At 74.1% G+C, this 23,575-nt stretch carries 27 protein-coding genes; 16 read left to right on the top strand and 11 right to left on the bottom strand.

Features of this window, described 5'->3' with window-relative positions; all coding sequences use genetic code 11:
• The first annotated feature begins 36 nt into the window (after window positions 1-36).
• The 5 genes from ACGIF2_RS06310 (at window position 37) to secA (ending at window position 6,943) form a co-directional block, all read left to right on the top strand.
• Window positions 37-831, top strand: coding sequence for a ComF family protein (locus tag ACGIF2_RS06310; protein ID WP_396044656.1), 795 nt, complete (start codon window positions 37-39; stop codon window positions 829-831).
• 187 nt (window positions 832-1,018) lie between these two features.
• Complete coding sequence (hpf, locus tag ACGIF2_RS06305) at window positions 1,019-1,687, top strand: ribosome hibernation-promoting factor, HPF/YfiA family (RefSeq protein WP_396044654.1); 669 nt, start codon at window positions 1,019-1,021, stop codon at window positions 1,685-1,687.
• Window positions 1,688-1,909: 222 nt separating this feature from the next.
• Window positions 1,910-3,145 (top strand): winged helix-turn-helix domain-containing protein, encoded by a 1,236-nt coding sequence (locus tag ACGIF2_RS06300; RefSeq protein WP_396044652.1) that lies wholly within the window; start codon window positions 1,910-1,912, stop codon window positions 3,143-3,145.
• Between the two features lie 3 nt (window positions 3,146-3,148).
• Window positions 3,149-4,054 (top strand): EamA family transporter, encoded by a 906-nt coding sequence (locus tag ACGIF2_RS06295; RefSeq protein ID WP_396044650.1) that lies wholly within the window; start codon window positions 3,149-3,151, stop codon window positions 4,052-4,054.
• A gap of 99 nt (window positions 4,055-4,153) precedes the next feature.
• A complete protein-coding gene (gene secA, locus ACGIF2_RS06290) occupies window positions 4,154-6,943 on the top strand; it encodes a preprotein translocase subunit SecA (RefSeq protein ID WP_396044648.1) in 2,790 nt (929 codons plus the stop codon).
• 92 nt (window positions 6,944-7,035) lie between these two features.
• On the opposite strand, the gene ACGIF2_RS06285 is transcribed toward secA, so the two are convergent.
• Window positions 7,036-7,725, bottom strand: a complete 690-nt coding sequence (locus ACGIF2_RS06285; protein ID WP_396044646.1) for an Rv3235 family protein — start codon at window positions 7,723-7,725, stop codon at window positions 7,036-7,038.
• Between the two features lie 140 nt (window positions 7,726-7,865).
• Window positions 7,866-8,696 (bottom strand): LysM peptidoglycan-binding domain-containing protein, encoded by an 831-nt coding sequence (locus ACGIF2_RS06280; protein ID WP_396044644.1) that lies wholly within the window; start codon window positions 8,694-8,696, stop codon window positions 7,866-7,868.
• A 242-nt stretch (window positions 8,697-8,938) separates the two neighbouring features.
• Here ACGIF2_RS06280 and ACGIF2_RS06275 point away from each other — a divergent pair, with 242 nt between their 5' ends.
• Window positions 8,939-9,250: a hypothetical protein gene (locus tag ACGIF2_RS06275; RefSeq protein WP_396044642.1), complete on the top strand. Its 312-nt coding sequence runs from the start codon at window positions 8,939-8,941 to the stop codon at window positions 9,248-9,250.
• Between the two features lie 83 nt (window positions 9,251-9,333).
• Window positions 9,334-9,864: a hypothetical protein gene (locus tag ACGIF2_RS06270; protein WP_396044640.1), complete on the top strand. Its 531-nt coding sequence runs from the start codon at window positions 9,334-9,336 to the stop codon at window positions 9,862-9,864.
• Window positions 9,865-9,896: 32 nt separating this feature from the next.
• Here ACGIF2_RS06270 and ACGIF2_RS06265 read toward each other — a convergent pair whose 3' ends face one another.
• A complete protein-coding gene (locus ACGIF2_RS06265) occupies window positions 9,897-10,130 on the bottom strand; it encodes a helix-turn-helix domain-containing protein (RefSeq protein WP_396044638.1) in 234 nt (77 codons plus the stop codon).
• 143 nt (window positions 10,131-10,273) lie between these two features.
• On the opposite strand from ACGIF2_RS06265, the gene ACGIF2_RS06260 reads away from it, so the two are divergent.
• Genes ACGIF2_RS06260 through ACGIF2_RS06250 form a run of 3 tightly spaced genes read left to right on the top strand, consistent with a single transcriptional unit; the run spans window position 10,274 to window position 12,797 of the window.
• Entirely contained in the window at window positions 10,274-10,945 is a 672-nt protein-coding gene (locus ACGIF2_RS06260) for a hypothetical protein (RefSeq protein WP_396044636.1), read from the top strand.
• Between the two features lie 2 nt (window positions 10,946-10,947).
• Entirely contained in the window at window positions 10,948-12,303 is a 1,356-nt protein-coding gene (locus ACGIF2_RS06255) for a CpaE family protein (protein ID WP_396044634.1), read from the top strand.
• Window positions 12,304-12,329: 26 nt separating this feature from the next.
• A complete protein-coding gene (locus ACGIF2_RS06250; RefSeq protein ID WP_396044632.1) occupies window positions 12,330-12,797 on the top strand; it encodes a DUF6912 family protein in 468 nt (155 codons plus the stop codon).
• Between the two features lie 24 nt (window positions 12,798-12,821).
• On the opposite strand, the gene ACGIF2_RS06245 is transcribed toward ACGIF2_RS06250, so the two are convergent.
• From ACGIF2_RS06245 to ACGIF2_RS06225, 5 genes are all read right to left on the bottom strand, one after another.
• Window positions 12,822-13,613: an inositol monophosphatase family protein gene (locus ACGIF2_RS06245; RefSeq protein WP_396044630.1), complete on the bottom strand. Its 792-nt coding sequence runs from the start codon at window positions 13,611-13,613 to the stop codon at window positions 12,822-12,824.
• Between the two features lie 64 nt (window positions 13,614-13,677).
• Window positions 13,678-14,781 carry a ribosome small subunit-dependent GTPase A gene (gene rsgA, locus ACGIF2_RS06240; RefSeq protein WP_396044628.1) on the bottom strand — a complete coding sequence of 368 codons (1,104 nt, stop codon included), beginning with the start codon at window positions 14,779-14,781 and terminating at the stop codon, window positions 13,678-13,680.
• Between the two features lie 51 nt (window positions 14,782-14,832).
• Entirely contained in the window at window positions 14,833-16,170 is a 1,338-nt protein-coding gene (aroA, locus tag ACGIF2_RS06235) for a 3-phosphoshikimate 1-carboxyvinyltransferase (RefSeq protein ID WP_396044626.1), read from the bottom strand.
• A gap of 79 nt (window positions 16,171-16,249) precedes the next feature.
• Window positions 16,250-16,828, bottom strand: a complete 579-nt coding sequence (locus tag ACGIF2_RS06230) for a DoxX family protein (protein WP_396044624.1) — start codon at window positions 16,826-16,828, stop codon at window positions 16,250-16,252.
• Window positions 16,829-16,886: 58 nt separating this feature from the next.
• Window positions 16,887-17,420 (bottom strand): ferritin, encoded by a 534-nt coding sequence (locus ACGIF2_RS06225; RefSeq protein ID WP_396044622.1) that lies wholly within the window; start codon window positions 17,418-17,420, stop codon window positions 16,887-16,889.
• Window positions 17,421-17,493: 73 nt separating this feature from the next.
• Between ACGIF2_RS06225 and ACGIF2_RS06220 the strand changes: the two genes are divergently transcribed.
• Both ACGIF2_RS06220 and rsrA read left to right on the top strand, forming a co-directional pair.
• Entirely contained in the window at window positions 17,494-18,222 is a 729-nt protein-coding gene (locus tag ACGIF2_RS06220; RefSeq protein ID WP_396044620.1) for a sigma-70 family RNA polymerase sigma factor, read from the top strand.
• On the top strand, window positions 18,219-18,557 hold the full coding sequence (gene rsrA / locus ACGIF2_RS06215; RefSeq protein WP_396044618.1) for a mycothiol system anti-sigma-R factor: 339 nt from the start codon (window positions 18,219-18,221) through the stop codon (window positions 18,555-18,557). The genes ACGIF2_RS06220 and rsrA overlap by 4 nt, the downstream gene beginning before the upstream one ends.
• A 110-nt stretch (window positions 18,558-18,667) precedes the next feature.
• Here rsrA and ACGIF2_RS06210 read toward each other — a convergent pair whose 3' ends face one another.
• Window positions 18,668-18,742, bottom strand: a complete 75-nt coding sequence (locus tag ACGIF2_RS06210) for a 50S ribosomal protein bL37 (protein ID WP_371863679.1) — start codon at window positions 18,740-18,742, stop codon at window positions 18,668-18,670.
• 148 nt (window positions 18,743-18,890) lie between these two features.
• Here ACGIF2_RS06210 and ACGIF2_RS06205 point away from each other — a divergent pair, with 148 nt between their 5' ends.
• The 3 genes from ACGIF2_RS06205 to ACGIF2_RS06195 all read left to right on the top strand — a co-directional run bounded on the left by ACGIF2_RS06205 (window position 18,891) and on the right by ACGIF2_RS06195 (window position 21,555).
• Window positions 18,891-19,979, top strand: a complete 1,089-nt coding sequence (locus ACGIF2_RS06205) for a type IV pilus twitching motility protein PilT (protein WP_396044616.1) — start codon at window positions 18,891-18,893, stop codon at window positions 19,977-19,979.
• Window positions 19,980-20,053: 74 nt separating this feature from the next.
• Entirely contained in the window at window positions 20,054-20,935 is an 882-nt protein-coding gene (locus ACGIF2_RS06200; protein ID WP_396044614.1) for a DUF4097 family beta strand repeat-containing protein, read from the top strand.
• Window positions 20,935-21,555: a PadR family transcriptional regulator gene (locus ACGIF2_RS06195; RefSeq protein WP_396044612.1), complete on the top strand. Its 621-nt coding sequence runs from the start codon at window positions 20,935-20,937 to the stop codon at window positions 21,553-21,555. The genes ACGIF2_RS06200 and ACGIF2_RS06195 overlap by 1 nt, the downstream gene beginning before the upstream one ends.
• Before the next feature lie 28 nt (window positions 21,556-21,583).
• Here the strand turns inward: ACGIF2_RS06195 and ACGIF2_RS06190 are convergent, their stop codons facing one another.
• The gene (locus ACGIF2_RS06190; RefSeq protein WP_396044610.1) at window positions 21,584-22,189 is read right to left on the bottom strand and encodes a GDSL-type esterase/lipase family protein; all 606 of its coding nucleotides are present in this window, start codon (window positions 22,187-22,189) and stop codon (window positions 21,584-21,586) included.
• A gap of 162 nt (window positions 22,190-22,351) precedes the next feature.
• Entirely contained in the window at window positions 22,352-22,516 is a 165-nt protein-coding gene (locus ACGIF2_RS06185; RefSeq protein ID WP_396044608.1) for a hypothetical protein, read from the bottom strand.
• A 92-nt stretch (window positions 22,517-22,608) separates the two neighbouring features.
• On the opposite strand from ACGIF2_RS06185, the gene ACGIF2_RS06180 reads away from it, so the two are divergent.
• A complete protein-coding gene (locus ACGIF2_RS06180) occupies window positions 22,609-23,556 on the top strand; it encodes a GlxA family transcriptional regulator (RefSeq protein WP_396044606.1) in 948 nt (315 codons plus the stop codon).
• Window positions 23,557-23,575 lie beyond the last annotated feature (19 nt).

Raw genomic sequence — 23,575 nt, 5'->3', positions numbered from 1 at the left:
CGACGCCGGGGTCGCCCCTGGGCGCCACCCTGGGCCGTGCCTGCCACGAGCGTCCCGCGCGTCCCGTCCGCCCCGTCCCTGCCGCGCGCGTTCCTGCGGGTGGTCGCCGACGTCGGCCGCCTCGTGCTCCCGGTCGCGTGCGGCGGCTGCGGCGAGCTCGACGTGCCGCTGTGCGAGGCCTGCCACGCGAGGCTGCGCGTCGAGCCCCGCAGGTGCGAGGCGTCGGCCCCACGGCTCGACCGGTCGGACGGGTCGACGGTCCTGCCGGTCTGGTCCCTCGCGCCGTGCACGGGCGAGGTGCGCGAGCTCGTCGTGGCGTGGAAGGACCGTGGCCGCACCGACCTGACGCGACCGCTCGCGGCCGCGCTCGCCCGCGGGGCCTCCCACCTCGCTCCGGCTCTCGTGGCCGGCCTCGGTCGGTGCGCGCCGCTGCTCGTCGTCACGGCGCCCTCGTCCCCGGGGGCCCGTCGCCGCCGCGGCGACGACCTCGTGGGCCGGCTCGGCATCGCGGTGGCGCGTGCGCTCGCCGCGGACCTGCCCGAGGTCGCCGTGTGCCGCGGGCTGCGACGGGGCGGGGGCGCGCGCGACCAGGTGGGCCTGGGGGTGCGCGCCCGGGCGCACAACCTCGCAGGTCAGGTCCGTGTCCGCCGCGCGGCTGGTGCGAGGCTCGCGGGTCGCCCGGTGCTTCTCGTGGACGACGTGCTCACGACCGGTGCGACGTTCGCGGCGGCCGAGCGGGCGCTGGTCGGGGCGGGAGCCGTCGTGGTGGGAGGGCTGGTGCTCGCGGCGACGCCACCACCCGGTCGGCGGAGCGGCGGAACTGGAACCTGAGGCTCCACGGAGATAGCGTGGAGCCAGTACCGACGGGCCGGAGCGGAGCCGCTCGAGGGCCTGATCGGTCCCGGGTGCAATTCCGGCCACGGGAGGAGGTGGTGCCGCACGATCGCCCCATCGGGGCGTCTCTCTGCACGTCACCGGGCGGTGTTCCCCCCCGCCCCTGGTCCTCCAGGAGGTATTCATGGAGATCGTGGTCGTTGGTCGTCACACCGAGGTGCTGGAGAAGTTCCGCCAGCACGCGACGGACAAGTTGACGAAGCTGGCCCAGCTCGCACCCCGTGCACAACGGATCGACGTCGTTGTCACCCATGAGCGCAACCCCCGACAGGCGGGTTCGAGCGAGCGCGTGGAGCTCACGGTCGTGGACAAGGGTCCCGTGATCCGCGCGGAGGCGTGCGCGGACGACCGCTACGCCGCGCTGGACCTGGCGATCGCGAAGCTCCAGGAGAGGCTGCGTCGATCGCGCGACCGCCGCAAGGACCACCACAACCGCACGCTCACCGCGGCGAACGACGCCCCCGTCGACGTGCGACCGCTGAGCGAGGACGAGGAAGAGCCGCCTGCCGAGCGTCCCACGGCCGTCGCACCCGGAGACGTGGTCGAGATCGCGCTGGGCGACTCGCCGGTGGTGATCCGGGAGAAGGTCCACTCGGCCCATCCGATGACAGTGGACGACGCGCTCTACGAGATGGAGCTCGTGGGGCACGACTTCTACCTGTTCATCGACGCGGAGACGGCCCAGCCCGCCGTCGCCTACCGGCGTCACGGCTGGAGCTACGGCGTGGTCAAGCTCGACACCCCGGTCAGCACCAACGGCCGCGTGCACGAGCGGGAGGACGCCGCGGTCTGACGCCGCGGTCTGAGGTACCGACGACAGGTCCCGCGGCGCGTCCGCGGGACCTGTCGTCGTGTCGGTGCGGGACGGCAGGATGGCGAGGTGCCTCCGACCCGTCCCGTCCCGCCCCTCGTCCGGCCGACCCGTGAATCGCTGTCGTCGTCGCAGGCCCGCCGTGTCGCGCTCCGGGCCCAGGGGCTCGACAGGTCGCGGCCGGTCCGGTCCGGTCCGGTCACGATGCGCCGGTACCAGCAGGTCGTCGACCGGCTGGGCCTGCTGCAGATCGACTCGGTCAACGTGCTCGCGCGCGCCCACCTGATGCCCGTCTACTCGCGGCTGGGGGCCTACGACACCGGCCTGCTCGACCGCGCGTCGGGCCGCGCCCCGCGGCGTCTGGTCGAGACGTGGGCCCACGAGGCGTCGTACGTGACGCCCGAGACCTACCGGCTGCTCGGCTGGCGTCGGCGCGCCTACCGGTCGACGGCGTGGGGCACCATCCGCGAGGTCCCGCTCGCGAACGCGGCCGAGGTGGCCGAGGTGCGCCGGCTCGTCGCCGAGCACGGCCCGGTGACCGCGGCCGAGATCCACCGGTTCTTCGAGGTCGACCACCCCCGCACGCGCACGGGCTGGGGGTGGAACCGGACCGTGGCCAAGCGGGTCCTCGAGTACCTGTTCTTCACGGGGGAGGTCGCCTCGGCGCGGCGCAACGCCCAGTTCGAGCGCTGCTACGACCTGACCGAGCGCGTCCTGCCGCCGGACGTGCTGGCCGCCCCCGAGCCCTCCGACGCGGACGCGGTGCGCTCGCTCGTCGAGATCGGGGCCCGGGCGCACGGCATCGGCACGGCACGCTGCTTCCTCGACTACTTCCGGGTCCGTGGCCCCCGGGGTGCGCAGGCGGTGCACGACCTCGTCGAGGACGGGGTGCTGGTGCCGGTGCGCGTCGAAGGCTGGGACCGCGACGTGCTGCGGCACCGCGACGCCACGGTGCCGCGCCACGCGACGGGGAGCGCGCTGCTCAGCCCGTTCGACCCGCTCGTGTTCGAGCGACGGCGGCTCGAGGAGCTCTTCGGCCTGCGCTACCGCATCGAGATCTACGTGCCCGAGCACAAGCGGGTGCACGGCTACTACGTGCTGCCCTTCCTGCACGGCGAGCACCTCGCCGCCCTGGTGGACCTGAAGGCCGACCGACGCGCCGGGGTGCTCCGGGTGCACGCCGCGCACCGGACCCCGGGGGCGCGGCCCGTCCGCGGTGGCGGCGTGGACGTGGCCGACGCCCTGGCCCTCGAGCTGCGTGTGCTCGCCGGGTGGCTGGGACTGCCTGACGTCCGGGTCGGGGCGGCCGGCGCGGACGCACGCGGGGACCTCGCCGCGGCGCTGCACGGTGCGCTGGACGGCGCGCTGCACGGTGTGCTGGACGTGGGGGCGCCGGCGGCGTCGGTGCTGTCCGGACCTCTCTCGCCGGTCGGCGGCTGACGGGTGGCCGCCGAGGGGGTCGACGCCCGGTTCGCGTTGGCCCGATCGGGTGACTTCGCCCTGGTGGTGCTCGGGGCGGTGCTGTGGGGGGTCGGCGGGCTCGCGGGTGCCGAGCTCGCCGCGGTGGCGGGGCTGTCCGCACCGGCGGTGGCCGCGTGCCGTCTGCTGACCGGCGGCCTGCTGCTGCTCGGGCTGCTGGGGGTGACCGGGCAGCTCGGGGGAGTGCCGCGCACCCGGGCCGTGGGGGTCCGGGTGGGCACGACGGCCGTGCTCGCGGCGCTGTACCAGGCCTGCTTCTTCGCCGCCGTGGTCAGCGCGGGGGTCGCGAGCGCCACCTTCGTCGCGCTCGGCTCCGCACCGGTGCTGGTGGCGGCCGGGGTGGCCCTGCGGAGCCGGCGAGCGCCCACCACGCCCGTGCTCGTGGCCCTCGCGCTGGCCGTGGGCGGTCTCGGGCTGCTCGTCGGCGCGCCGGCGACGGGGTCCGGCCCGGCAGGCGTCCTGCTCGCGCTCGGGGCGGGGGCCGCGTTCGCGGCGATGACCCAGCTCAACACCCGGCCCGTGCCCGGGCTCGGTGCGTCGTCCCTCACCGGGCTCGCCTTCACCCTCGGTGGTGTGCTGCTCGCGGGAGCGGTGCTCGTGTCGGGTGCCGGGCCGCTGCTGCCCCGGGGCGGCCAGGGCTGGGCGGTGCTCCTCTTCCTCGGGCTGGTGCCCACCGCAGCGGCCTACGCCGCGTACTTCCGCGGGCTGCGCACGGTGCCGGCGACCACAGCGGCGCTCCTCGCCCTGCTCGAGCCGCTCGCCGCGACGGTCGGTGCCCTGCTCCTGCGGGACGAGCGGCTGGGCCTCGCGGGGTCGTTCGGGGCCGTGCTGGTGCTCCTCGCGGTGGTGGTTCTTCGACCGCGACCATGACCCTCGCCTACGATGGTCAGCGCCCCGGCCGTGCGGTCGGGTCCGCCTGACCGTCCCGACGCCCTGGCGTGCGGGGCGGGAAACCGTGGGGAGTTACGCGTGCCTGCGATTCTCGACAAGGTCCTGCGCTTCGGCGAAGGGCGGATCGTCAAGAAGCTGTCCGGGATCGCCCAACAGGTGAACGCCCTCGAGGACAGCTTCGTCAGCCTGTCCGACGCGGAGCTCCGCGAGGAGACGGACCGCTTCCGGGCGCGCCTGGCGGACGGCGAGAACCTCGACGACCTGCTCCCCGAGGCCTTCGCGGCGGTCCGTGAGGCCTCGCGGCGCACGCTCGGTCAGCGGCACTTCGACGTCCAGCTCATGGGCGGCGCAGCGCTGCACCTCGGCAACATCGCCGAGATGAAGACCGGTGAGGGCAAGACCCTCGTCGCCACGGCCCCGGCGTACCTCAACGCGCTCACCGGCAAGGGTGTGCACGTCGTCACGGTCAACGACTACCTGGCGAGCTACCAGGCCGAGCTCATGGGGCGCGTGTACCGGTTCCTCGGGCTCACGAGCGGGGTCATCCTCTCGAACCAGCGTCCGTCCGAGCGGCGGGTCCAGTACGCCGCCGACATCACGTACGGCACCAACAACGAGTTCGGCTTCGACTACCTGCGCGACAACATGGCGTGGAACACCGACGAGCTCGTGCAGCGCGGCCACAACTTCGCGATCGTCGACGAGGTCGACTCGATCCTCATCGACGAGGCGCGCACCCCGCTCATCATCTCGGGGCCGTCGTCGGGCGACGCGAACCGCTGGTACGCCGAGTTCGCCAAGGTCGCCCGGCGCCTGCAGCCCGATCGCGACTACGAGGTCGACGAGAAGAAGCGCACGGTCGGCGTGCTCGAGCCCGGCATCGCCCGGGTCGAGGACTACCTCGGCATCGACAACCTGTACGAGTCGCTCAACACGCCGCTCATCGGGTTCCTCAACAACTCGATCAAGGCCAAGGAGCTCTTCAAGCGCGACAAGGACTACGTCGTGATGAACGGCGAGGTCCTGATCGTCGACGAGCACACGGGCCGCATCCTGCCCGGGCGCCGGTACAACGAGGGCATGCACCAGGCGATCGAGGCCAAGGAGGGCGTGGCCATCAAGGCCGAGAACCAGACGCTCGCCACGATCACGCTGCAGAACTACTTCCGCCTGTACGACAAGCTCGCGGGCATGACGGGTACGGCCGAGACCGAGGCCGCCGAGTTCCAGGGCACGTACAAGCTCGGCGTCGTCCCCATCCCGACCAACCGCCCGATGCAGCGCATCGACCAGGGCGACCTGGTCTACAAGGCCGAGGACGGCAAGTTCGACGCTGTCGTCGCCGACATCGTCGAGCGGCACGCCAAGGGCCAGCCGGTGCTGGTCGGCACCACGAGCGTCGAGAAGAGCGAGCTGCTCTCGTCCAAGCTCAAGAAGCAGGGCGTCCCGCACGAGGTCCTCAACGCCAAGCAGCACGCGCGGGAGGCGTCGATCGTCGCGCAGGCAGGCCGCAAGGGCGCCGTCACCGTGGCGACCAACATGGCCGGTCGTGGCACCGACATCATGCTCGGCGGCAACGCCGAGTTCATGGCCGTCGCCGACCTCGCCGCCCGCGGGCTGGACCCGGCCGAGAACGCGGAGGAGTACGAGGCCGCGTGGCCCGACGCGCTCGCCAAGGCGACCGAGGCCGTCGCCGCGGAGCACGACGAGGTCGTCGAGCTGGGCGGGCTCTACGTGCTCGGCACCGAGCGGCACGAGTCGCGCCGCATCGACAACCAGCTGCGTGGCCGGTCCGGACGTCAGGGCGACCCGGGCGAGTCCCGCTTCTACCTGTCGCTGCAGGACGACCTGATGCGCTTGTTCAACTCGCAGATGGCCGAGTCGATGATGACGCGCGCCGGGTTCCCGGACGACATGCCGCTCGAGTCGAAGATCGTCACGCGCGGCATCCAGAGCGCGCAGTCGCAGGTCGAGGGTCGCAACTTCGAGATCCGCAAGAACGTCCTGAAGTACGACGACGTGCTGTCCCGTCAGCGCACCGTCATCTACGACGAGCGCCGCCGCGTGCTCGAGGGCGAGGACCTGGCCGAGCAGGTGCACCACTTCCTCGGCGACGTCCTGGGTGACTACGTCACCGCGGCGACCGCCGAGGGGCGCCCGGAGGACTGGGACCTCGAGGCGCTGTGGGCCGCGCTGCGGGCCATCTACCCGATCTCGATCACGCCCGAGGAGGTCGTCGAGCAGGCGGGCGGCGAGACTCGTCTCACGGCCGAGCTCATCCGCACCGAGGTCCTCTCGGACGCCGAGCACGCCTACGCCGAGCGCGAGGCCACGATCGGCGCGGACAACATGCGTCAGCTCGAGCGCCGCGTGGTGCTCTCGGTGCTGGACCGCAAGTGGCGCGAGCACCTCTACGAGATGGACTACCTCAAGGAGGGCATCGGCCTGCGCGCCATGGCGCAGCGCGACCCGCTCATCGAGTACCAGCGTGAGGGCTTCCAGCTGTTCGGGGCGATGACCGAGTCCATCAAGGAGGAGTCGGTCCAGTACCTGTTCAACCTCGAGGTCAAGGTCGCCGAGCCCGACGCCGCCGGTGAGGCGGGGGCCGTCACGGCCGAGTCGGCCGCGCAGGCCGCAATCGGTGCGGGGGCTGGCGCTGCCGGTCCGCGTCCGGCCGCCGCGGGCGGGCTCGTCGCGAAGGGCATCGACGGCCCCGAGGAGCGGGCCCCGCTGCAGTACTCGGCGCCCAGCGCGGACGGCGACGACGCGGTGGTCACCCGTTCCGAGGGTGGCGCGCCTGCGCCTGCGCCCGCGGACGGCAGCAACCGTCAGGAGCGGCGCAAGGCCGCCAAGCAGCGCAAGCGCTGACGTCTGGGGGTCAGCGCCCCCGTACGAGGCAGCACGGCGACGGCCGGTCCCGGAGCTCCGGGGCGGGCCGTCGCCGTTCGTCCGTGCGCGGGTCAGCCGATCTCGAGAGCCACCGCGCGCCACGCTCCGCGACGCTCCTCGAGCCGCAGCGCGACCGCGCGCACCCGGGCGCCGTCCTGCACGACGACGCTGGCCTCGGCGACCCGCCCGCCGAGCCGGCACACCCGCGCGCGACGCACCTCGGGGCGTGCCGTCGGCCGTGCGGCGCCCAGGGCCCGCACCGTGACCGCCACGCGCGCCGCGAGCTGCTCGTACACCTCGGGGGTGACCCACCTGGCCAGCTGGGCGATCGACCGCGTGCCGTGCAGCGCCTCGAGCGCCACGAGGACGATCGAGCAGCACAGCGCGGTCGGCTCGGGCAGCGCCTCGGTGGCCGGAGCCCCGGGGGTCTCGGCCCGCGCGGGGTCGAGGGCGGCGCGGCGCCGGGCCAGGGCTCGTTCCTCGAGCGTCGGGGGACGGGAGTGGCCCGGCCCGGCCGGCGGTCGTGAGCGTGGCCCGTGCGGCACCTCGGGGACGAGCCGCACCCGCACGGGCTTCGCCGGCCCGGGCGGGCGGTCGGACGACACGGCGGCCGGCTGCTGGGAGGCTCTGGTCGCGTCGACGAGCCCCGTCTCGGTCGGCGCCGGGTGGCCGGATGTCGTGGCCTCGTCGGGTGCGCTCTCGTGCCCCGCACGGTCGGCGGCGAGGTGGACGTCGTCGACGGCGCCGTGCGGCCGCCGCACCGGGCGTGCCTCTGTGGTGGCGGTGGGGGTGGCGGTGGCCGGTGGGCGAGACGTGGTCGGCGGGCCGCTCGGGCGAGCACCACCGGATGCGAGGCGGCAGAGGGCGGCCTCGGTGGGGCTGAGGGCTGCGGCGGTGAGGGTCATGAGGCACTCCCGGGCTCGGCAGGGGCGGTGGAGGTCGAGGCGGTCGCGGGGAGGGTGAGGACCTGTCCGGGGTGCAGGAGGCCTGGGTCGTCGCCGATGACGGCCGCGTTGGCCGCATACCAGTCGGGCCAGGCCGCGGCGATGTCCGCGGTGCTCGCGCCGGGCCCCAGGTACCGGGCGGCGATGCGCCAGAGGCTGTCGCCCGCCGCGACGACGACCTGGCCGTCCGAGACGGGCACCGACGCAGGCGTCCCCACCGACGCCGCGTCACCGTCGCCCGTGGACGACGCACCGGCGGGGGTGCCGGTGGGGCGGGTGCTGGTCGGCGCTGCGTGGACGGATGCGGTGTCGACGGGTGCTGCCTCGGGTGCGGTGCCGGTCGTCGCCGGTGCCGAGGTCGACGTTCCCGTCGCGGCCCAGCCGAGCTGGAGATCGGGGGAGGTGGCCTGCGCTGCCGCGGTGAAGCCGAGCCCGAGGCTCGCGCCGAGCGCGAGGGTGAGAGTGCGCCGGACGAGCGCGGGGGCCCAGCGCTGCACGACCCGCTCGCCTGCCCCCCAGGCCGTCCCGCAGGTGCGGGCCACGGCGCACAGCGTCGCGACGAGCAGCGAGAGGGCCAGCCAGGCCGCGAGCAGCGTGCCGGCCCCGAGGACCGCGACGAGCACGGCGCGGTCGATGCGGAGGGTCGTGAGGTCGAGCCCGGGTTCGAGGGCGGTGCGCAGCCGCCCGGCGATGACCACGGTCAGACCGAGCGTCGTCGCGAGGCCGACAGGCAGAGCGAGCAGTCCGAGGGTGCGGCCCGCCCATGCCGGGCGTGAGGTCGCGGTCATACGCTCACCTTCGTTTCATCGCGTTTGATGCAGTTTGGTGTGCCTGACGCCCCTAGGTGTAGTGCATGACTGGGCGGTATGTCCAGAGTTGGATGAGGTCCGATGACTCGATCGGAAGTGCTCGTCAAGGCCTCCGCTGTCGGTACCGTGCAGATCGACGGCACGACTGACCTGACCGGGACCATCTCGACCGGTCGGCTGCGACTTCAGGGGCGGTGACTGTGCACAACCCGGGTGGTGTCGTGACCCCCGCCGCGGCGGGCAAGCGTCCGCGTCGGGGGATGGCGATCCTGTGCGCGCTCGCGAGCTGGATCATCGCCGCAGTCCTCGCTGTGATCGCCTCGCTCTCCGGTAGCCAGTTCGCCGCCGGTCCCGCCCCCGACCCCTCCGGATCCGTGGTGTTCTGGGCCCTGGCTGGCGTGTTCGTCGCTCTTCCTGTTGCCGCACTGCCGTCACTCGGCTTCACCGTCAGACGAGGCGCCGCCTGGGCAGCCGCGAGCCTGATCGTGGTCGCTGTGACCCTGGTCGGGGTGTTCGTGCTCAACACGCCCTGACGGCGTCAGCCGCGTCGGGCCGGTGTCCAGCCTCAGGGATGGATATCGGTAGGTTGTCCGGCTTCGGGCCCTAAGGTGAGTCGATGCGCTGGGAGTCGTTGTTCGCCGACATGGAGGCGCAGCTGGCTGCGCAGGAGTCGGCCGAGCTCGGGGCCCAGGTGAGCGAGCTGACCCGCGCCGAGCGGGCGACGGTGACGGTCGCGGACCGGCTGCGGGCGTCCCGCGGCGCGCGCATCGGGGTGCGGGTGCGCGGCGGGGCGCTCGTCGACGGGGTCGTGCTCGACACGGCGCCCGAGTGGCTGCTGCTGGGGGAGCAGGCTCGTCGCACGCTCGTGCCGCTCGACGCGGTGACGGCCGTCGTCGGGCTCGTCCCGCACGCGGCTCCCGCACCGGGCGAGGTCGAGCGCCGGCTCGGTCTCGGTCACGCCCTCCGGGCCCTCGCGCGCGATCGCGTGGTCGTTCGCGTCGAGACCGACGGGGCCGAGCTCACCGGGCGCATCGAGCGCGTGGGTGCCGATCACCTCGACCTGGTGACGGGCCACGGCGAGGTGCTGCGGGGTGGGACGTGGTGGACGGTGCCCTTCGCGGGGCTGCGCGCGGTCAGGTCGGGATGAGGCGCGCCGTCAGGCCCGCGGGGCCCTCCGGGTCAACCGTGCTCGGGCACCGTGTCGTGCTCGACCTCGGTCTCGATGCGGGCCCGCGTCTGGGCGTACATCCGCTCGATGTACCGCTCGAGCTCGGCGGACTCGACGCGCCACTGCAGACGGCCGCCGATCTGGATCGCGGGCAGCTCACCTGAGCGCACCAGGGCGTAGGCCTGCGCGGCCGAGATGTTCAGGACCTCGGTCACGTCGGCGAGCGTGAGGAACCTGGGAGCCATGACCGCAGTGTGGCACGCGCGTGCGGGCCCGACGGGTTGTGCACAAGGGTGTGACCGGGATGTCCCGTTCCTGCCCCGGTGTCGGCATGATGGGCATCGCACGCGCCCCTGCACGGCCCCCGTACGAGACGAAGGAAGTCGTGATGGACACGTCGGTCCTCGAGCTGCCGGCCCCGCCGGCGACCCGCCTGCGCCGTCCCGGATGGCGTGACCCGAGGTTGCTCGCGGGCCTCGTGATGGTCGCCGGGTCGGTCGCGCTGGGTTCGTGGGTGGTGCAGGACGCCCAGCGGACGGTCGAGGTGTACGTCGCGGCCGAGACGATCACGCCGGGCTCCGGCGTGGTGCCGTCCGAGCTCGTGGTCGCCGAGGTGCGGCTCGCGGCGGGCGAGCTCGAGCGGTACGTCACCGTCGTGGACGGCCTGCCCGCCGACGCGGTCGCGGTACGGGTCGTGGAGGCCGGCGAGCTCGTGCCCCGGTCCGCGCTGGGCACGGCCACCGCTCTCGACCTGCGTCCGGTGGCCGTGCCCGTCGGGCAGCTGCCCTCGCGCGACGTGGTGCCCGGGGCGCTCGTCGACCTGTGGGAGGTGCCCGCGGCCGCCCGCGACGCCGAGGGGGCCGCCGCGCAGCCCGCTCCGCACCGGCTGGCCACGGGGCTCACGGTCGCGGAGGTCACGCGGCCCGAGGGCGCCTTCAGCGCAGGCGGGTCGACCGTCGTGCAGGTCCTGGTGCCCGAGGCGGACCTGCCGGGCGTCCTGGCGGCCGTCGCAGGCCCGGGCACCGTGCAGGTCGTCCACGTCCCCGGGACCGGGGGCTGAGCATGGCGGTCGGGGTCCTGTGCGCGGTGCGTGGCACCGCCGAGTCGCAGATCGTCCAGGCCGTCGACGCCACGGGGGGCCGGCTCCGGGTGACCCGTCGGTGCGCCGACCTGGCCGAGCTGCTCGCCGCCGCGGAGGCGGGCCTCGGACGCGTCGCCGTCGTCTCGGCGGACCTCCCGCTGCTCGACCGTGAGGCCGTCGCCGCGTTGCACCGGTGCGGGGTTCACGTGGTGGGGCTCGGCGAGCCGGGAGCGCCGTGGCACGGCGACCGGCTCCGCGACCTCGGGGCCGAGCTCGTGCTCGACGTCCCGTCGGACGCCAGGGCCGCGGCGGTGCTGGTGCGCGAGGTGGTCGAGGCGCTCGAGTCGCCCACCGGCTCACGCGCCGCCGAGGCGGCCGCACCGGGGCAGGTCGGCGCCGACCGTCCCTCGGCCGACGCGCCCGTCCCGGGTGCCGGGTCGCCGCGCCGCGAGCGGGGGCAGCTCGTCGCCGTGTGGGGGCCGACGGGTGCGCCGGGGCGCACGACCCTCGCGATGAACCTCGCGGCCGAGCTGGCCGTCGCGGGTCGCACCGCCCTGCTGGTGGACGCCGACACCTACGGCGGCACCGTCGCGCAGGCCGTCGGCATGCTCGACGAGGCACCGGGCCTGGCCGCGGCGGCCCGGGCTGCGGGGCAGGGGGCCCTGGACGTGGAGGCGCTGGCACGGCTCTCCCCGCTGCTCGCCCCTGACCTGCGGGTCCTGTCGGGCATCTCGCGGCCTGACAGGTGGCCCGAGCTCCCCGCGTCGTCGCTCGACGTCGTGTGGACCGTGGCGCGTGCGCTGACGGACTGGACGGTCGTGGACTGCGGGTTCTGCCTCGAGCAGGACGAGATCCTCAGCTACGACACCCGCGCCCCGCGACGCAACGCGGCGACGCTCTCGGCGCTGTACGAGGCCGACGAGGTCGTGGTGGTCGGAGCTGCCGACCCGATCGGGGTGCAGCGGCTGGTGCGGGCGCTCGCCGACCTGGCCGACCTCGGCCTGCCGGGGAACCGCACCGTCGTGGTCAACCGGCTCCGGTCCGGCGTCGCCGGCCCGCGACCGGGGGAGGCCATCGCCGAGGCGCTGGCCCGGTACGCGGGGGTGACCGACGTGCACCTCGTGCCGGACGACCCCGCGGGTCTCGACGCGGCCCTGCTCGACGCGCGCCTGCTCCACGAGATCGTGCCCGGATCACCCGCACGTCGTGCGGTGGTCGCGCTCGCGGGCAGGCTCGCGGCGGCGACGAGCGGCGCCCCGACATCGGCCCGGCACGCACCGGTGCGGCCCGTGGAGCTCGACTCGTTCGCGCCCGCGGCGCGCCTCGCGGAGGCATGAGCCCGGCGGCCGGGCAGACTGGGGTCGTGCGCATCTACCTTCCCGCGACCCTCGACGAGCTCGACCCTCCCGCGGGCGGTGGGCCGGTGGTCCTCGCGCCGCGCCGCGTGCACGCCGTGACGCCCGCGCTGGTCGCCGCGCTGCCCGAGGAGGACGACGAGGAGCACGAGTACGCCGCCCAGCTCGGCGCTGCGGACGACGCGCTGCTGCTCGTCGCAGCCCGCCCGGCTGCTCCGCAGCTGCGCCTGGTGCTCGCGGCGGACGTCCCGGACGCGCACGTGTCACCGGTGGGCGACGACGGCGTGGCCCCGAGCCTCGTCGACCTGACCGAGCCCGTCACGCTCGCGCAGGTGGTCTGCGGCCACGTCGACGAGCCCGAGGCCGTGGCCGACGTCGAGGCCGCCGTGACGGGTGACGAGCAGGCGCTCGACCGCCTCGCCGAGCGCGACCTGCTCTGGTACGACGTGAGCGAGCTCGGCGCGATCCCGCGCTGAGCCGCCCCGACGGGCCGGTCGGCCCTACGGGTTGAGGATCCGCAGCGCGTCGTCGTGCAGCAACCCGTTGGTCACCAGGGCCGAGCCCCCGAACGGCCCGGGTTCACCGGTGATCGAGGTGAAGCGTCCGCCCGCCTCGGTGACGATCGGGACCAGCGCGGCCATGTCGTGCAGCGCGAGCTCGGGCTCGGCCGAGAGGTCCACGGCCCCCTCACCGACGAGCACGTGCGACCAGAAGTCGCCGTAGGCGCGGGTGCGCCACACCGAGCGGGTGAGGTCCAGGAAGCTGCCGAGGCGCCCCTGCTCGTCCCAGCCCGACAGGCTCGAGTACGAGAACGAGGCGTCCTGCAGGCGGCTGACCTGCGAGACCTGCATGCGGCTCGCCGCCGCGAGCGAGCGGCCCGTCCAGGCGCCCGACCCCTTCGCGGCCCACCAGCGGCGTCCCAGGGCGGGGGCGCTCACGACCCCGACGACGACCTCGTCGTTGTCGAGCAGCGCGATGAGCGTGGCCCACACGGGGACCCCGCGCACGAAGTTCTTGGTCCCGTCGATCGGGTCCACGACCCAGCGCCGCGGGCCGTGCCCGGTGTCGGGCATCTCCTCGCCGTGCACCGCGTCGCGCGAGCGGGCGCGGCTCAGCTGGGTGCGGATGATCTCCTCGGCCGTGCGGTCCGCGTCCGAGACGGGCGTCAGGTCGGGCTTGGTCTCGACCCGCAGGTCCTGGGCCTTGAAGCGCGACATCGTCACAGAGTCGACCTGGTCGGCCATCACGTGCGCGAGGCGCAGGTCGTCGTCGTACCCGGGACGCAGGTTCATGCCGACACCGTAGCGGGGCCGCCGCACCGGTCGGGGGCGCCCCGCGGGCCGGGGACCTGCGAGCTCACGCGTCGGGCTGCCGCCCCGAGCCCGAGGGGCGGTCCTCGGCGGTGCGCGAGTCGCTGTCGAGCGTTCCGGTGCGGCTGGCGAGGAGCCGTCGGAACGACGCGAGGCGGGCGGCCCGCTGGGCCCGGACGGTCTCGTCCGGTGCACCGGCGACCCACTCGTCGAGCAGGCAGTCGGGGGAGTCGGCCAGGTGGGTGCAGCCGCGCGGGCACTCCGCGGCGACCTCGGCGAGGTCGGAGAACGCCCCCAGCAGGTGCTCGGGGGTCACGTGCGCGAGGCCGAACGACCGCACACCGGGGGTGTCGATCACCCAGGTGGGGTCGGTGCCTGCCGGCTCGGGCACGCGCAGCGCGATGGCCGACGACGAGGTGTGCCGACCGCGCCCGGTCACGTCGTTGACGACCCCGGTGTCCCGGAACGCACCGGGCACCAGCGCGTTGACGAGCGTGGACTTGCCGACGCCCGAGTGCCCGACGAGCACCGACGTGCGCCCGGCCAGCGCCGCGCGCAGCTCCGCGAGCCCGTTGATGTCCTCGCCCGTGCGGCTCGTGACGACCACGCGCACCCCGATCGGCTCGTACATCGCGACGAGCTCGGCCGGGTCGGCCAGGTCGGCCTTGGTGAGCGCGAGCAGCGCGTCCATGCCCGCGTCGTACGCCGCGGCGACGCACCGGTCGATCATGCGGGTGCGCGGCTCGGGGTCGGCGAGCGCGGTGACGATCACGAGCTGGTCAGCGTTCGCGACGATGACCCGTTCGACCGGGTCGGTGTCGTCCGCGGTCCGGCGCAGCACCGTCGTCCGCTCGGTGATGCGCACGATGCGCGCGAGCGAGCCGTCGTCGCCCGAGGTGTCGCCCACGAGGTCGACCAGGTCGCCGGGGACCACGCGGTCGCGGCCCAGCTCGCGGGCCTTCATCGCGATCGCGCGGCGCTCGCTCGGTGACCCCGCGTCGACCAGCACGGTGTACCGGCCCCGGTCGACGCCCGTGACGAGCGCGACCTCGGCGTCGGCGTGCTCGGGGCGGGTCTTGGTGCGCGGGCGCGAGCCCCGGCGGCCGGGGCGGACACGGACGTCGGACTCGTCGAGCGGGCGGCGTGCCACGTCAGCTCCCCGCCCGGTCGGTGCGGCGCGTTCGGGATGTCTGGACCGCGGTCACGCGAGCATCCCTTCCCACATCGCGACGAAGTCGGGCAGGGTCTTGGTCGTGGTGGCGACGTCCTCGACGCGCACCCCGGGGACCGCGAGCCCGAGCAGCGCGCCCGCGGTGGCCATGCGGTGGTCGGCGTACGTCCGCACCGTCCCGGCGTGCAGGGGAGCGGGGGTGATCGTCAGGCCGTCCGCCGTCTCCTCGGCGTGGCCGCCGAGCCGGTTGATCTCGGTGGTCAGCGCGGCCAGCCGGTCGGTCTCGTGACCGCGCAGGTGGGCGATGCCGCGCAGCCGGGTCGGGGAGTCCGCGAGGGCCGCGAGGGCCGCGATCGTGGGGGCGATCTCACCCGCGGCGTGCAGGTCGAGGTCGACGCCGTGCACGCGACCCGTGCCGGTCACCGCGAGCACGTCGCCGTCGAGCCGGGTCGTGGCGCCCATCTGCTCGAGGATGCCGGGCACGAGCGCGCCGGGCTGGGTGCTGGTCGTGGGCCAGCCGGGCACCCGGACGGTGCCACCGGCCACGAGCGCGGCGCACAGGAACGGTGCGGCGTTCGACAGGTCGGGCTCGACGCGCACGTCGCGACCCGCGATGGGGCCGGGCTCGACGTGCCATCGGGCGGGCACCGAGTCGTCCACGGTGACGCCTGCGGCGCGCAGGAGGTCGATCGTCATCTCGATGTGGGGAAGGCTCGGGAGCGTCGCCCCGGTGTGGCGCAGCGTCAGGCCGCGGGTGAAGCGGGCGCCCGCGAGCAGGAGCGCGGAGACGAACTGGCTGGATCCCGATGCGTCGACGTCCACGGCGCCGCCGCGCACGGCCCCGGTGCCCGTCACCGTGAACGGCAGGAAGCCTGGCTCGCCCTCGTCGGTGACCTCGACCCCGAGGGAGCGCAGCGCGCTGAGCACGGGGGCCATGGGGCGCACCCGGGCGCCGGCGTCACCGTCGAAGCGGACCGGGCCGTCGGCGAGCGCCGCGATCGGCGGCACGAAGCGCATGACCGTCCCGGCCAGCCCGCAGTCGATCGTGGCGGGCCCGTGCAGCCGGGCGGGGTCCACGACCCAGTCCTGACCCTCGTCGTCGACCTGGACGCCGAGCCCGCGCAGCGCCTGCGCCATGAGCAGGGTGTCGCGCGAGCGCAGCGCACCGCGCAGCCGACCGGGGGAGTCCGCGAGGGCCGCGAGCACCAGGTACCGGTTGGTGAGCGACTTCGAGCCTGGCACCTCGACCGTCGCGTCGAGCGGCCCGGCGGCCGTGGGGGCGTCCCAGGCGTCCTCGACGACCCGGTCGGCGGGCCCGACGGGCTCGACGACGGGCTCGACGGCGGGTGCGAGGGGGTGCTGGGTCATGCCCCCAGGTTATCGGCCGCCCGCGCCACCCGGCCCGGGCGTCCGGGTGGGGTGGCGTGTACCGGGTGGCGCCGGGCCGTCAGTGGCTGCCCGGCGTCGCTGCGGACCGTGCGCTGCGGGCCACGGCGCCGGCACGCTGCGTCGCGGCCTCCGCGAGACCCGTCGCGGCGGCCACCTTGCGCTCGCGGGCCTTGTCGACCCGCCAGGCGAGGCCCGGCCGGCCCTCGTGGTCGATCCCGACGAGCAGCGCGCCACCGGCGAAGGCCATCGAGCGCACGAGCCGTGCCCGGCGCTCCCGGCGCTCCTCGGCGTCGAGCTTGCCGAGCTTGCGGTCGGGAAGGTTCGCGGCGACGAGCGGCAGCGTCAGGGCGGCCAGGACGAGCGCTGCGGTGCGCGGCGCCCTGCCCACCGCGAGCGCGACCCCGACGGCGGCTGTCGCGGCGCCGTGCGCCTGCACGACGGTGGTCATCTGCCGGTGGCTGGGCTGACGGAACGGCTCGAGCGCGCCTCCGAGCGCGCCGACCGGCACCCGGGCCACGAGCGACGTCACCGCGCCCGTGGCGACGGCAGCATGGCTCGAAGGATGGCGCACGGCGTCGAGCCCTTCGGAGACGAACCACGTGGCGAACATCGGGCGGGCGATCCTGCGGAGCAGCATCACGACCTCCTCTTCCTCTTCCGTGCGGTGTCAGGTGTGCGGGGACGTGCGTGAGCGGCTAGAGCGCGCCGCCGGCGGCGTGCGGCGCGTCGGCTGACTCGCCACCGTCGCCGATCTGCTCCCGGGCGACGTAGTTCTCGAGGTCGAAGAGGTTGTCGCCCGCCCGCTCGGCGACCGTGCGCAGCGTGGACGCCGAGGCGACCTCCTCGACCTGCTCCTTGAGGAACCACAGCAGGAACTGCTCGCCGAGCGCGTCGCCCTCGTCGCGGGCCGCCCGGAAGATCGCCTCGATCTGGGCGGTCACCTGCTGCTCCTGCGCCAGCGCGAGGGAGATCGGCTCGAGCACGTTCTCGAAGCCGTTGCGCACCGCGCTCCCGGCGGGGATCTCGACGGGCAGGTCCCGGTCGAGCAGGTACTGCACGATCATGAGCGCGTGGTTGCGCTCCTCGATGGCCTGCCGGTAGTAGTGCCGTGCCAGCTGGGGCAGGTCCTGGCTGTCGAACCACACGGCGATGGCGACGTACTGCTGGTGGGCGTCGAACTCGTGCCCTATCTGGTCGCGGAGCAGCTTCACGAAGGTCGAGTCGGTCATGCCTGCACGCTAGTGGCCAGGGCCCAGGACCGCGTGCGGGAATCAGCGTGCGGGGTCGCGTGTTGTCCGTTTCATGAGCTGCGCCCTGGCCACCCGCCCGCCCGCGATCGCACCGTCGGACACGACCCGTGCTGTGGCGGGCCCTGCCCCGACCCCGGGACTAGGCTCGACCCTGATGAGCGAAGACACCCACCGCGCGCCCGACGCCGAGGGCGACGCGGCCCGCAACGCACGTTTCGAGACCGATGCGCTGGTCTACCTGGACCAGCTGTACGGCGCTGCCCTGCGCATGACGCGCAACCCGGCGGACGCCGAGGACCTCGTCCAGGAGACGTTCGCGAAGGCGTTCGCGGCGTTCCACCAGTACCGCCCGGGGACCAACCTCAAGGCGTGGCTGTACCGGATCCTGACGAACACCTTCATCAACACGTACCGCAAGAAGCAGCGCGAGCCGTTGCAGTCGGCGTCGGAGGACGTCGAGGACTGGCAGATCCACCGCGCTGCCTCGCACACGTCGACGGGGCTGCGCTCGGCCGAGGCCGAGGCGCTGGACCGGCTGCCCGACTCGGACGTCAAGGACGCGCTGCAGCGTCTGCCGGAGGACTTCCGCATCGCCGTGTACCTCGCCGACGTCGAGGGGTTCGCGTACAAGGAGATCGCCGAGATCATGGGCACCCCGATCGGGACCGTGATGTCGCGGCTGCACCGTGGGCGCGCCCAGCTGCGGGACCTGCTGGCCGACTACGCCCGCGGGCGAGGGCTCGTCGGCGTGGCACCGACCGGACCGGAGGGGGAACGATGAGCATCTGGGAACCGCCCACGCAGGACGAGCCGTCGGCCACCGACGAGCCGCTGGCCGCGGCACCTCGGGTGTCCCACGAGCACGTCGGCGGGTGCGGTGACGGGTGCGCCGAGGCGCTCGACCGACTGTTCGAGTACCTCGACTCGGAGCTGGCGGAACCGGACCAGGAGCGCGTCCGTGCGCACCTCGAGGAGTGCCGGCCGTGCTTCGAGGAGTACGACGTCGAGATCGTCGTGAAGAACCTGGTGCGGCGCTGCTGCCAGGAGGAGGCCCCGCTCGAGCTGCGCGCCCGCATAAGGGACCAGATGACGTTCCTGCGGGCCCATCAGCAGTGACGCGCCGACCTCCTCGGGTGGTCCCGGTGGGTCTCAGGAGCAGGTGAGGACGACGACAGGCCCGGTGCGAGATCGCACCGGGCCTGCGTCATGTTCTTCCGTCTGACGCCTCAGGCGTTGGGACGGTTGCCGTGGTTCGCGGCGTTGCCCTTGCGGGAACGGCGCTTGCGTCCGCGCTTGCTCATGGGATCTCCTCAAGTACTGGCGCTCGTGCTGCGCGCCGGATTCGGTCCCATGCTCCCACATCTGCCGGGTCCGCCGCGCCGCGGTGCTGGTCACGGTCGTTCGCCGGCAGGTCTCAAGTCCCGGCCGCAGGTCTCCGATGACTGTGGGGTGAGCGACCAGCCGCTGTCCGTCATCCCGTTCCTGCACGCCCTGGCCAGCACGGGCGGCTCCGACCTGCACGTCAAGGTCGGTTCGGCGCCACGCGTGCGGGTGGACGGGCGCCTGCGCCGGTTGCAGGTCCGCGACCTGAAGCCGAAGGACACCGAGCTCATGCTCTCCGAGGTGCTGCCCGAGGACCTCGTGGACGAGTTCCGACACACCCACGAGGCGGACTTCGCGTACTCGCTGTCGGGAGTCGGGCGATTCCGGGTCAACGCCTACCAGGCGCGCGGCACGTTCGGCCTGGTCTTCCGGCGCGTCTCGGTCGGGGCGCAGACGATGGCCGAGCTGGGCCTGCCCGAGATCGTGGGCGAGCTCGCCCTCGAGCCGCGCGGCCTGGTGCTCGTGACGGGCCCGACCGGATCGGGCAAGACGACGACGCTCGCGTCGATGGTCGACCTCATCAACTCGTCGCGTGAGGTCAACATCGTCACGATCGAGGACCCGATCGAGATCCTGCACTCCGACAGGAAGGCGATCATCTCGCAGCGCGAGGTGCGTCAGGACACCGTCGACTTCACGGCGGCGCTGCGCGCGGCGATGCGGCAGGACCCGGACGTGATCCTGGTGGGGGAGATGCGCGACGTCGAGACGGTGCGTGCGGCGCTGGCGGCCGCGGAGACCGGCCACCTCGTGCTCTCGACGCTGCACACGATCGACGCACCCGAGACGATCAACCGCATCGTCGACTTCTTCCCGCCGCACGAGCAGAAGCAGGTGCGGGTGGCGCTCTCGCAGTCGCTGCGGGGGATCGTCTCGCAGCGTCTGGTGCGCCGCGCGGACGGCAACGGCCGCCGCGCGGCGGTCGAGGTCATGGTCAACACGGGGCGCACGGCCGAGGCGATCCTCGACCCGAGCGAGGGCACCCCGCTGCCCGACCTGATCCGCGAGGGCGACTACTACAAGATGCAGACCTTCGACCAGCACCTGTTCCAGCTCATCAGCGACGACCACGTCACCTACGAGGAGGCATGCTCGGTGGCCTCGAACCCGCAGGACCTCACGGTCGAGCTGCGCGCCGCGGGGCTCGTCGCCTGACCTGCTGTGCCGCGCGCCCCGCTGTTCGCGCTGCGCCGGACGGGTCGTTCGGGTGAACCCTCTTGTCGGTCGGCATGACGCGATATAACGTGTCTCTCAACGCGATATATCTCAACATGCCGGAGGAAGTCATGGCCACCGAGTCGTGGGTCGTCACGGGCCCCCAGATCATCGAGATCGAGCAGCTCTCCCGGCTGCGCGTCCAGCTCGTGCGCGGACGCGTCGACGTCGTCGCGCACGACGACCCCGCCGAGCGTGGCGCACGGATCGAGGTGCACTCCGTGGACGGGCGCCCGCTCGAGATCGTGCTCGCCGGCGGCGAGCTGCGCGTGGGCTACAGCTACACGCTCGACGGCTGGGAGAACTTCCTCGACAAGTTCCGCAACTTTCGCGACAAGGACACCGCCGACGTGCACGTCGCCGTCCCGCGCGACGTCGCGGTCAAGCTCGGCACGGTCAGCGCCGAGGGTCTGCTCGCAGGCCTCGCCGAGGATGCTGCCGTCTCGACGGTCTCGGGGAGCATGGTCACCGACTCCACGCGCGGCGCGCTCTCGGCCAACACCGTCTCGGGCGAGCTCGTCGTGCGCAGCCACCGGGGCGACCTGCGGATCAACACGGTGAGCGGCGACGTGACCGCGTCCGGAGACCTCACGCGCGTGACCGCCAACGCGCTCTCGGGCGCGGTCGCCCTCGACGTGACGTCCGAGTCCTCGTCGCTGAGCGTCTCGACGGTCGCGGGAGACGTCACCGTGCGGCTTCCCGAAGGGCGGGGGCTCACGGTCGAGGCACGGACGGTCGCCGGGCGGGTCGTCGTCGACGGACAGCAGCGCTCGGGCTCGACGCCCGGCCAGACGACCGTGGACCTGCGCACCGAGGACGGCTCGTGCTTCGTCTCGTGCTCGACCGTGTCGGGCGGTCTGACCGTGCTGCGTGACACGCCGCGGCAGGCGTCCTGATGCCGCCCGTGTTCGCGCACGGCCAGCTGCGGCTGTACCTGCTCGCGCTGCTCGAGTCCGGGGCGGCGCACGGCTACGAGATCATGACGGCGCTCTCCGACCGGTTCGGGGGCACCTACCGTCCGAGCCCGGGCACGATCTACCCGCGTCTGGCCCGCCTCGAGGAGGAAGGGCTGGTGCGCAGGTCGGACGAGGGCCGCAAGGGGACCTACAGCCTGACCGACGCGGGTCGCCAGGAGCTCGACAGGCGCCGCGGCGAGCTCGCCGCCCTCGAGGAGGGGCTGGCCGAGACCGTGCGCGACCTCGCCGCGCAGGTGCGTGACGACGTCCGTGGCTCGATGGCCGGCCTGCGTGCCGACCTCGCCGCCGCGGCGCAGGAGGCCCGGGCCGGGGCGCACCCGCAGGGGCCGGGTGCGGCGGGACCTGCGCCCGACGACGGCCGTGCCGCCTCCCACGCACGCCGCGTCGAGGCCGAGCAGCTGCTCCAGAGGTTCCGGGACGAGCTGCGTGCCGACCTGCGGGGCGCCGACGCGCGGGCCGGGGTGGGTCAGCTCACGGTCGAGACCGTGCGGACCGTGCTGGACAGCGCGCTCACGGCGGTGCGGGCGACGCTGCGCTGAGCCGTCGGCGGCTCAGGGGCTCGGTGGCTCAGAGGGTGTCGTCGGGCAGCCCGAGCCAGGTGTGCCAGCCCGTGTGCAGCACGAGCCACGCCATCAGGCCGTAACCCGCCTGGCTCGGCAGCACGCCGTCGCCCGCGGCCATGTCGGCGAGCCACTGCTCGTGCGCCGCGAGCGGGGTGAACGTGTCGACGTACGGCACGCGGCGGCGCGTGGCGACGTCGGCGTAGGCGGCCGAGAGGTCGGCCAGCCGGTCGGTGTCGGCCGGGCGCCCGGGGGGCGGTCCGACGACGAACGCGGGGATGCGTCGCTGCTCGGCGACGTCGAGGATGTTGGCCAGGTTGAGCCGGCTGCGGGCGAGCGAGAGGCCGGCGCCGATGTCGGCGCGACCGAGCCCGATGACGAGCCGGTTGTCGGCGTCGGAGGCGAACCGTCGGTCGGCCTCCTCCTCCCAGCGGGCGCCGAGCGCGGTGCTGGTCTCGCCCGGGACGGCGAGCGTCAGGACGGCAGGCGGGGTGGCGGTCGGGGTGCGGGCCGCGACGCGACCGACCCAGCCGAGCCCCTTCGGGTCGCCGACGCCGGCGGCCAGCTCGTCGCCGACCACCGCGAGGCGCAGCGGCTGCTCGCCCACTCTCATCACTCCAGCCCGTCTCGTGCGCACGTACCGGCGGCGATGGCCGACGGGGCGCGTGTGTCCCGGCGGCCAGTGTCTCAGGCCGGGGGCGCCGTGGAGCGATGATCCCCGGGCGCGGCGCGTGCACGATCGGGTGGGTCGCCGATCGCCAGAGGAACGAACTGCTCAGAAGTAGGGCGTTCCGTGCACGGACGGCCGCGGCCCGCGCTGGTGGTCGTGCGAGACCGGCGGAGCGTGCGTGCCGTAGCCGTCCCGGCGGACCAGGTCGGCCAGCCGCAGCACGAGCGCGACGAGGGCGAGGGTGGCGAGGGTGATCCAGAGAATGGTCATGGCAGAAAGTCTGCGCCGGTGAGGATCCTGCCACTAGTGGCAGGAGTGCCGGTCATCGTTCACATCCCGCCACTGTGTGCGCATACTGGAGCATGCTGCGCACCGTGACCGCGATCGCCCTGCCCGGGGTCGCCCCGTTCGAGCTCGGCGTCGTGTGCGAGGTCTTCGGCATCGACCGGCGCGACACCGGCGGCCCGTCGTTCGGCTTCACCGTGTGCGGGGTCGAGCCCGGCGTCGTGCCCACCAAGGTCGGCATGAGCATCGTGGTCGAGCACGGGCTCGAGGCCACCCGCGCCGCCGACCTCGTGGTGATGCCCGCCTACGGCGGGTCGACCGAGGTGCCCCCCGAGGTGCTCGACGCGCTGCGTGCGGCCCACGAGCGCGGCGCCTGGGTGCTGAGCGTGTGCAGCGGCGCCTTCGCACTGGGCGAGGCCGGGCTGCTCGACGGCCGCCGGTGCACGACCCACTGGATGCACACAGCCGCCCTCGCACGGGCGCACCCGACCGCGGTGGTCGACCCCGCTGTGCTGTACGTCGAGGACGACCGCGTCATCACGAGCGCCGGTACCGCGGCGGGCATCGACGCGTGCCTGCACCTCGTGCGACGCGAGCTGGGTGCGGGTCCGGCCGCCGCGATCGCTCGGCGCATGGTCGTGGCCCCGCACCGCGACGGCGGGCAGGCCCAGTACGTCGACACGCCCCTGCCGCCCGACGCCGACACCCTCGCGCCCCTCGTGGCGTGGATGCTCGAGCACCTCGACGACGACCTCGACGTGCCGACCCTCGCGGCCCGCGCGCTGATGTCCGAGCGGACGTTCGCACGCCGGTTCCGCGCCGAGACCGGCACCACCCCGGCGGCCTGGCTCACCCGGCAGCGCGTGGCCCGCGCCCAGGAGCTGCTCGAGCGCACCGAGGCCGGCGTCGAGGAGATCGCCCGGCTCAGCGGGTTCGGCAGCGCGGCGGCGCTGCGGCACCACTTCGCCCGCACCCTCGGCACGAGCCCTCAGTCGTACCGCAGCACCTTCGCCTGCCCGGCCTGAGCCGACCCCGCAGGTCCCA

Source organism: Cellulomonas sp. P22 (assembly GCF_044392165.1).
This window is presented reverse-complemented; position numbering and strand designations above follow the sequence as displayed.

What these genes read in the sequence shown, in the direction of transcription:
- ACGIF2_RS06270 (WP_396044640.1), top strand. Translation starts at nt 9,334, where the DNA reads ATGCGCTGGGAGTCGTTGTTCGCCGACATGGAGGCGCAGCTGGCTGCG.
- ACGIF2_RS06220 (WP_396044620.1), top strand. Translation starts at nt 17,494, where the DNA reads ATGAGCTGCGCCCTGGCCACCCGCCCGCCCGCGATCGCACCGTCGGAC.
- ACGIF2_RS06180 (WP_396044606.1), top strand. Translation starts at nt 22,609, where the DNA reads ATGCTGCGCACCGTGACCGCGATCGCCCTGCCCGGGGTCGCCCCGTTC.
- aroA (WP_396044626.1), bottom strand. Translation starts at nt 16,170, where the DNA reads ATGACCCAGCACCCCCTCGCACCCGCCGTCGAGCCCGTCGTCGAGCCC.
- ACGIF2_RS06265 (WP_396044638.1), bottom strand. Translation starts at nt 10,130, where the DNA reads ATGGCTCCCAGGTTCCTCACGCTCGCCGACGTGACCGAGGTCCTGAAC.
- ACGIF2_RS06255 (WP_396044634.1), top strand. Translation starts at nt 10,948, where the DNA reads ATGGCGGTCGGGGTCCTGTGCGCGGTGCGTGGCACCGCCGAGTCGCAG.
- ACGIF2_RS06200 (WP_396044614.1), top strand. Translation starts at nt 20,054, where the DNA reads ATGACGCGATATAACGTGTCTCTCAACGCGATATATCTCAACATGCCG.
- ACGIF2_RS06260 (WP_396044636.1), top strand. Translation starts at nt 10,274, where the DNA reads ATGGACACGTCGGTCCTCGAGCTGCCGGCCCCGCCGGCGACCCGCCTG.
- hpf (WP_396044654.1), top strand. Translation starts at nt 1,019, where the DNA reads ATGGAGATCGTGGTCGTTGGTCGTCACACCGAGGTGCTGGAGAAGTTC.
- rsrA (WP_396044618.1), top strand. Translation starts at nt 18,219, where the DNA reads ATGAGCATCTGGGAACCGCCCACGCAGGACGAGCCGTCGGCCACCGAC.
- ACGIF2_RS06280 (WP_396044644.1), bottom strand. Translation starts at nt 8,696, where the DNA reads ATGACCGCGACCTCACGCCCGGCATGGGCGGGCCGCACCCTCGGACTG.
- ACGIF2_RS06185 (WP_396044608.1), bottom strand. Translation starts at nt 22,516, where the DNA reads ATGACCATTCTCTGGATCACCCTCGCCACCCTCGCCCTCGTCGCGCTC.
- ACGIF2_RS06195 (WP_396044612.1), top strand. Translation starts at nt 20,935, where the DNA reads ATGCCGCCCGTGTTCGCGCACGGCCAGCTGCGGCTGTACCTGCTCGCG.
- ACGIF2_RS06230 (WP_396044624.1), bottom strand. Translation starts at nt 16,828, where the DNA reads ATGCTGCTCCGCAGGATCGCCCGCCCGATGTTCGCCACGTGGTTCGTC.
- ACGIF2_RS06190 (WP_396044610.1), bottom strand. Translation starts at nt 22,189, where the DNA reads ATGAGAGTGGGCGAGCAGCCGCTGCGCCTCGCGGTGGTCGGCGACGAG.
- ACGIF2_RS06300 (WP_396044652.1), top strand. Translation starts at nt 1,910, where the DNA reads ATGCGCCGGTACCAGCAGGTCGTCGACCGGCTGGGCCTGCTGCAGATC.
- ACGIF2_RS06225 (WP_396044622.1), bottom strand. Translation starts at nt 17,420, where the DNA reads ATGACCGACTCGACCTTCGTGAAGCTGCTCCGCGACCAGATAGGGCAC.
- ACGIF2_RS06245 (WP_396044630.1), bottom strand. Translation starts at nt 13,613, where the DNA reads ATGAACCTGCGTCCCGGGTACGACGACGACCTGCGCCTCGCGCACGTG.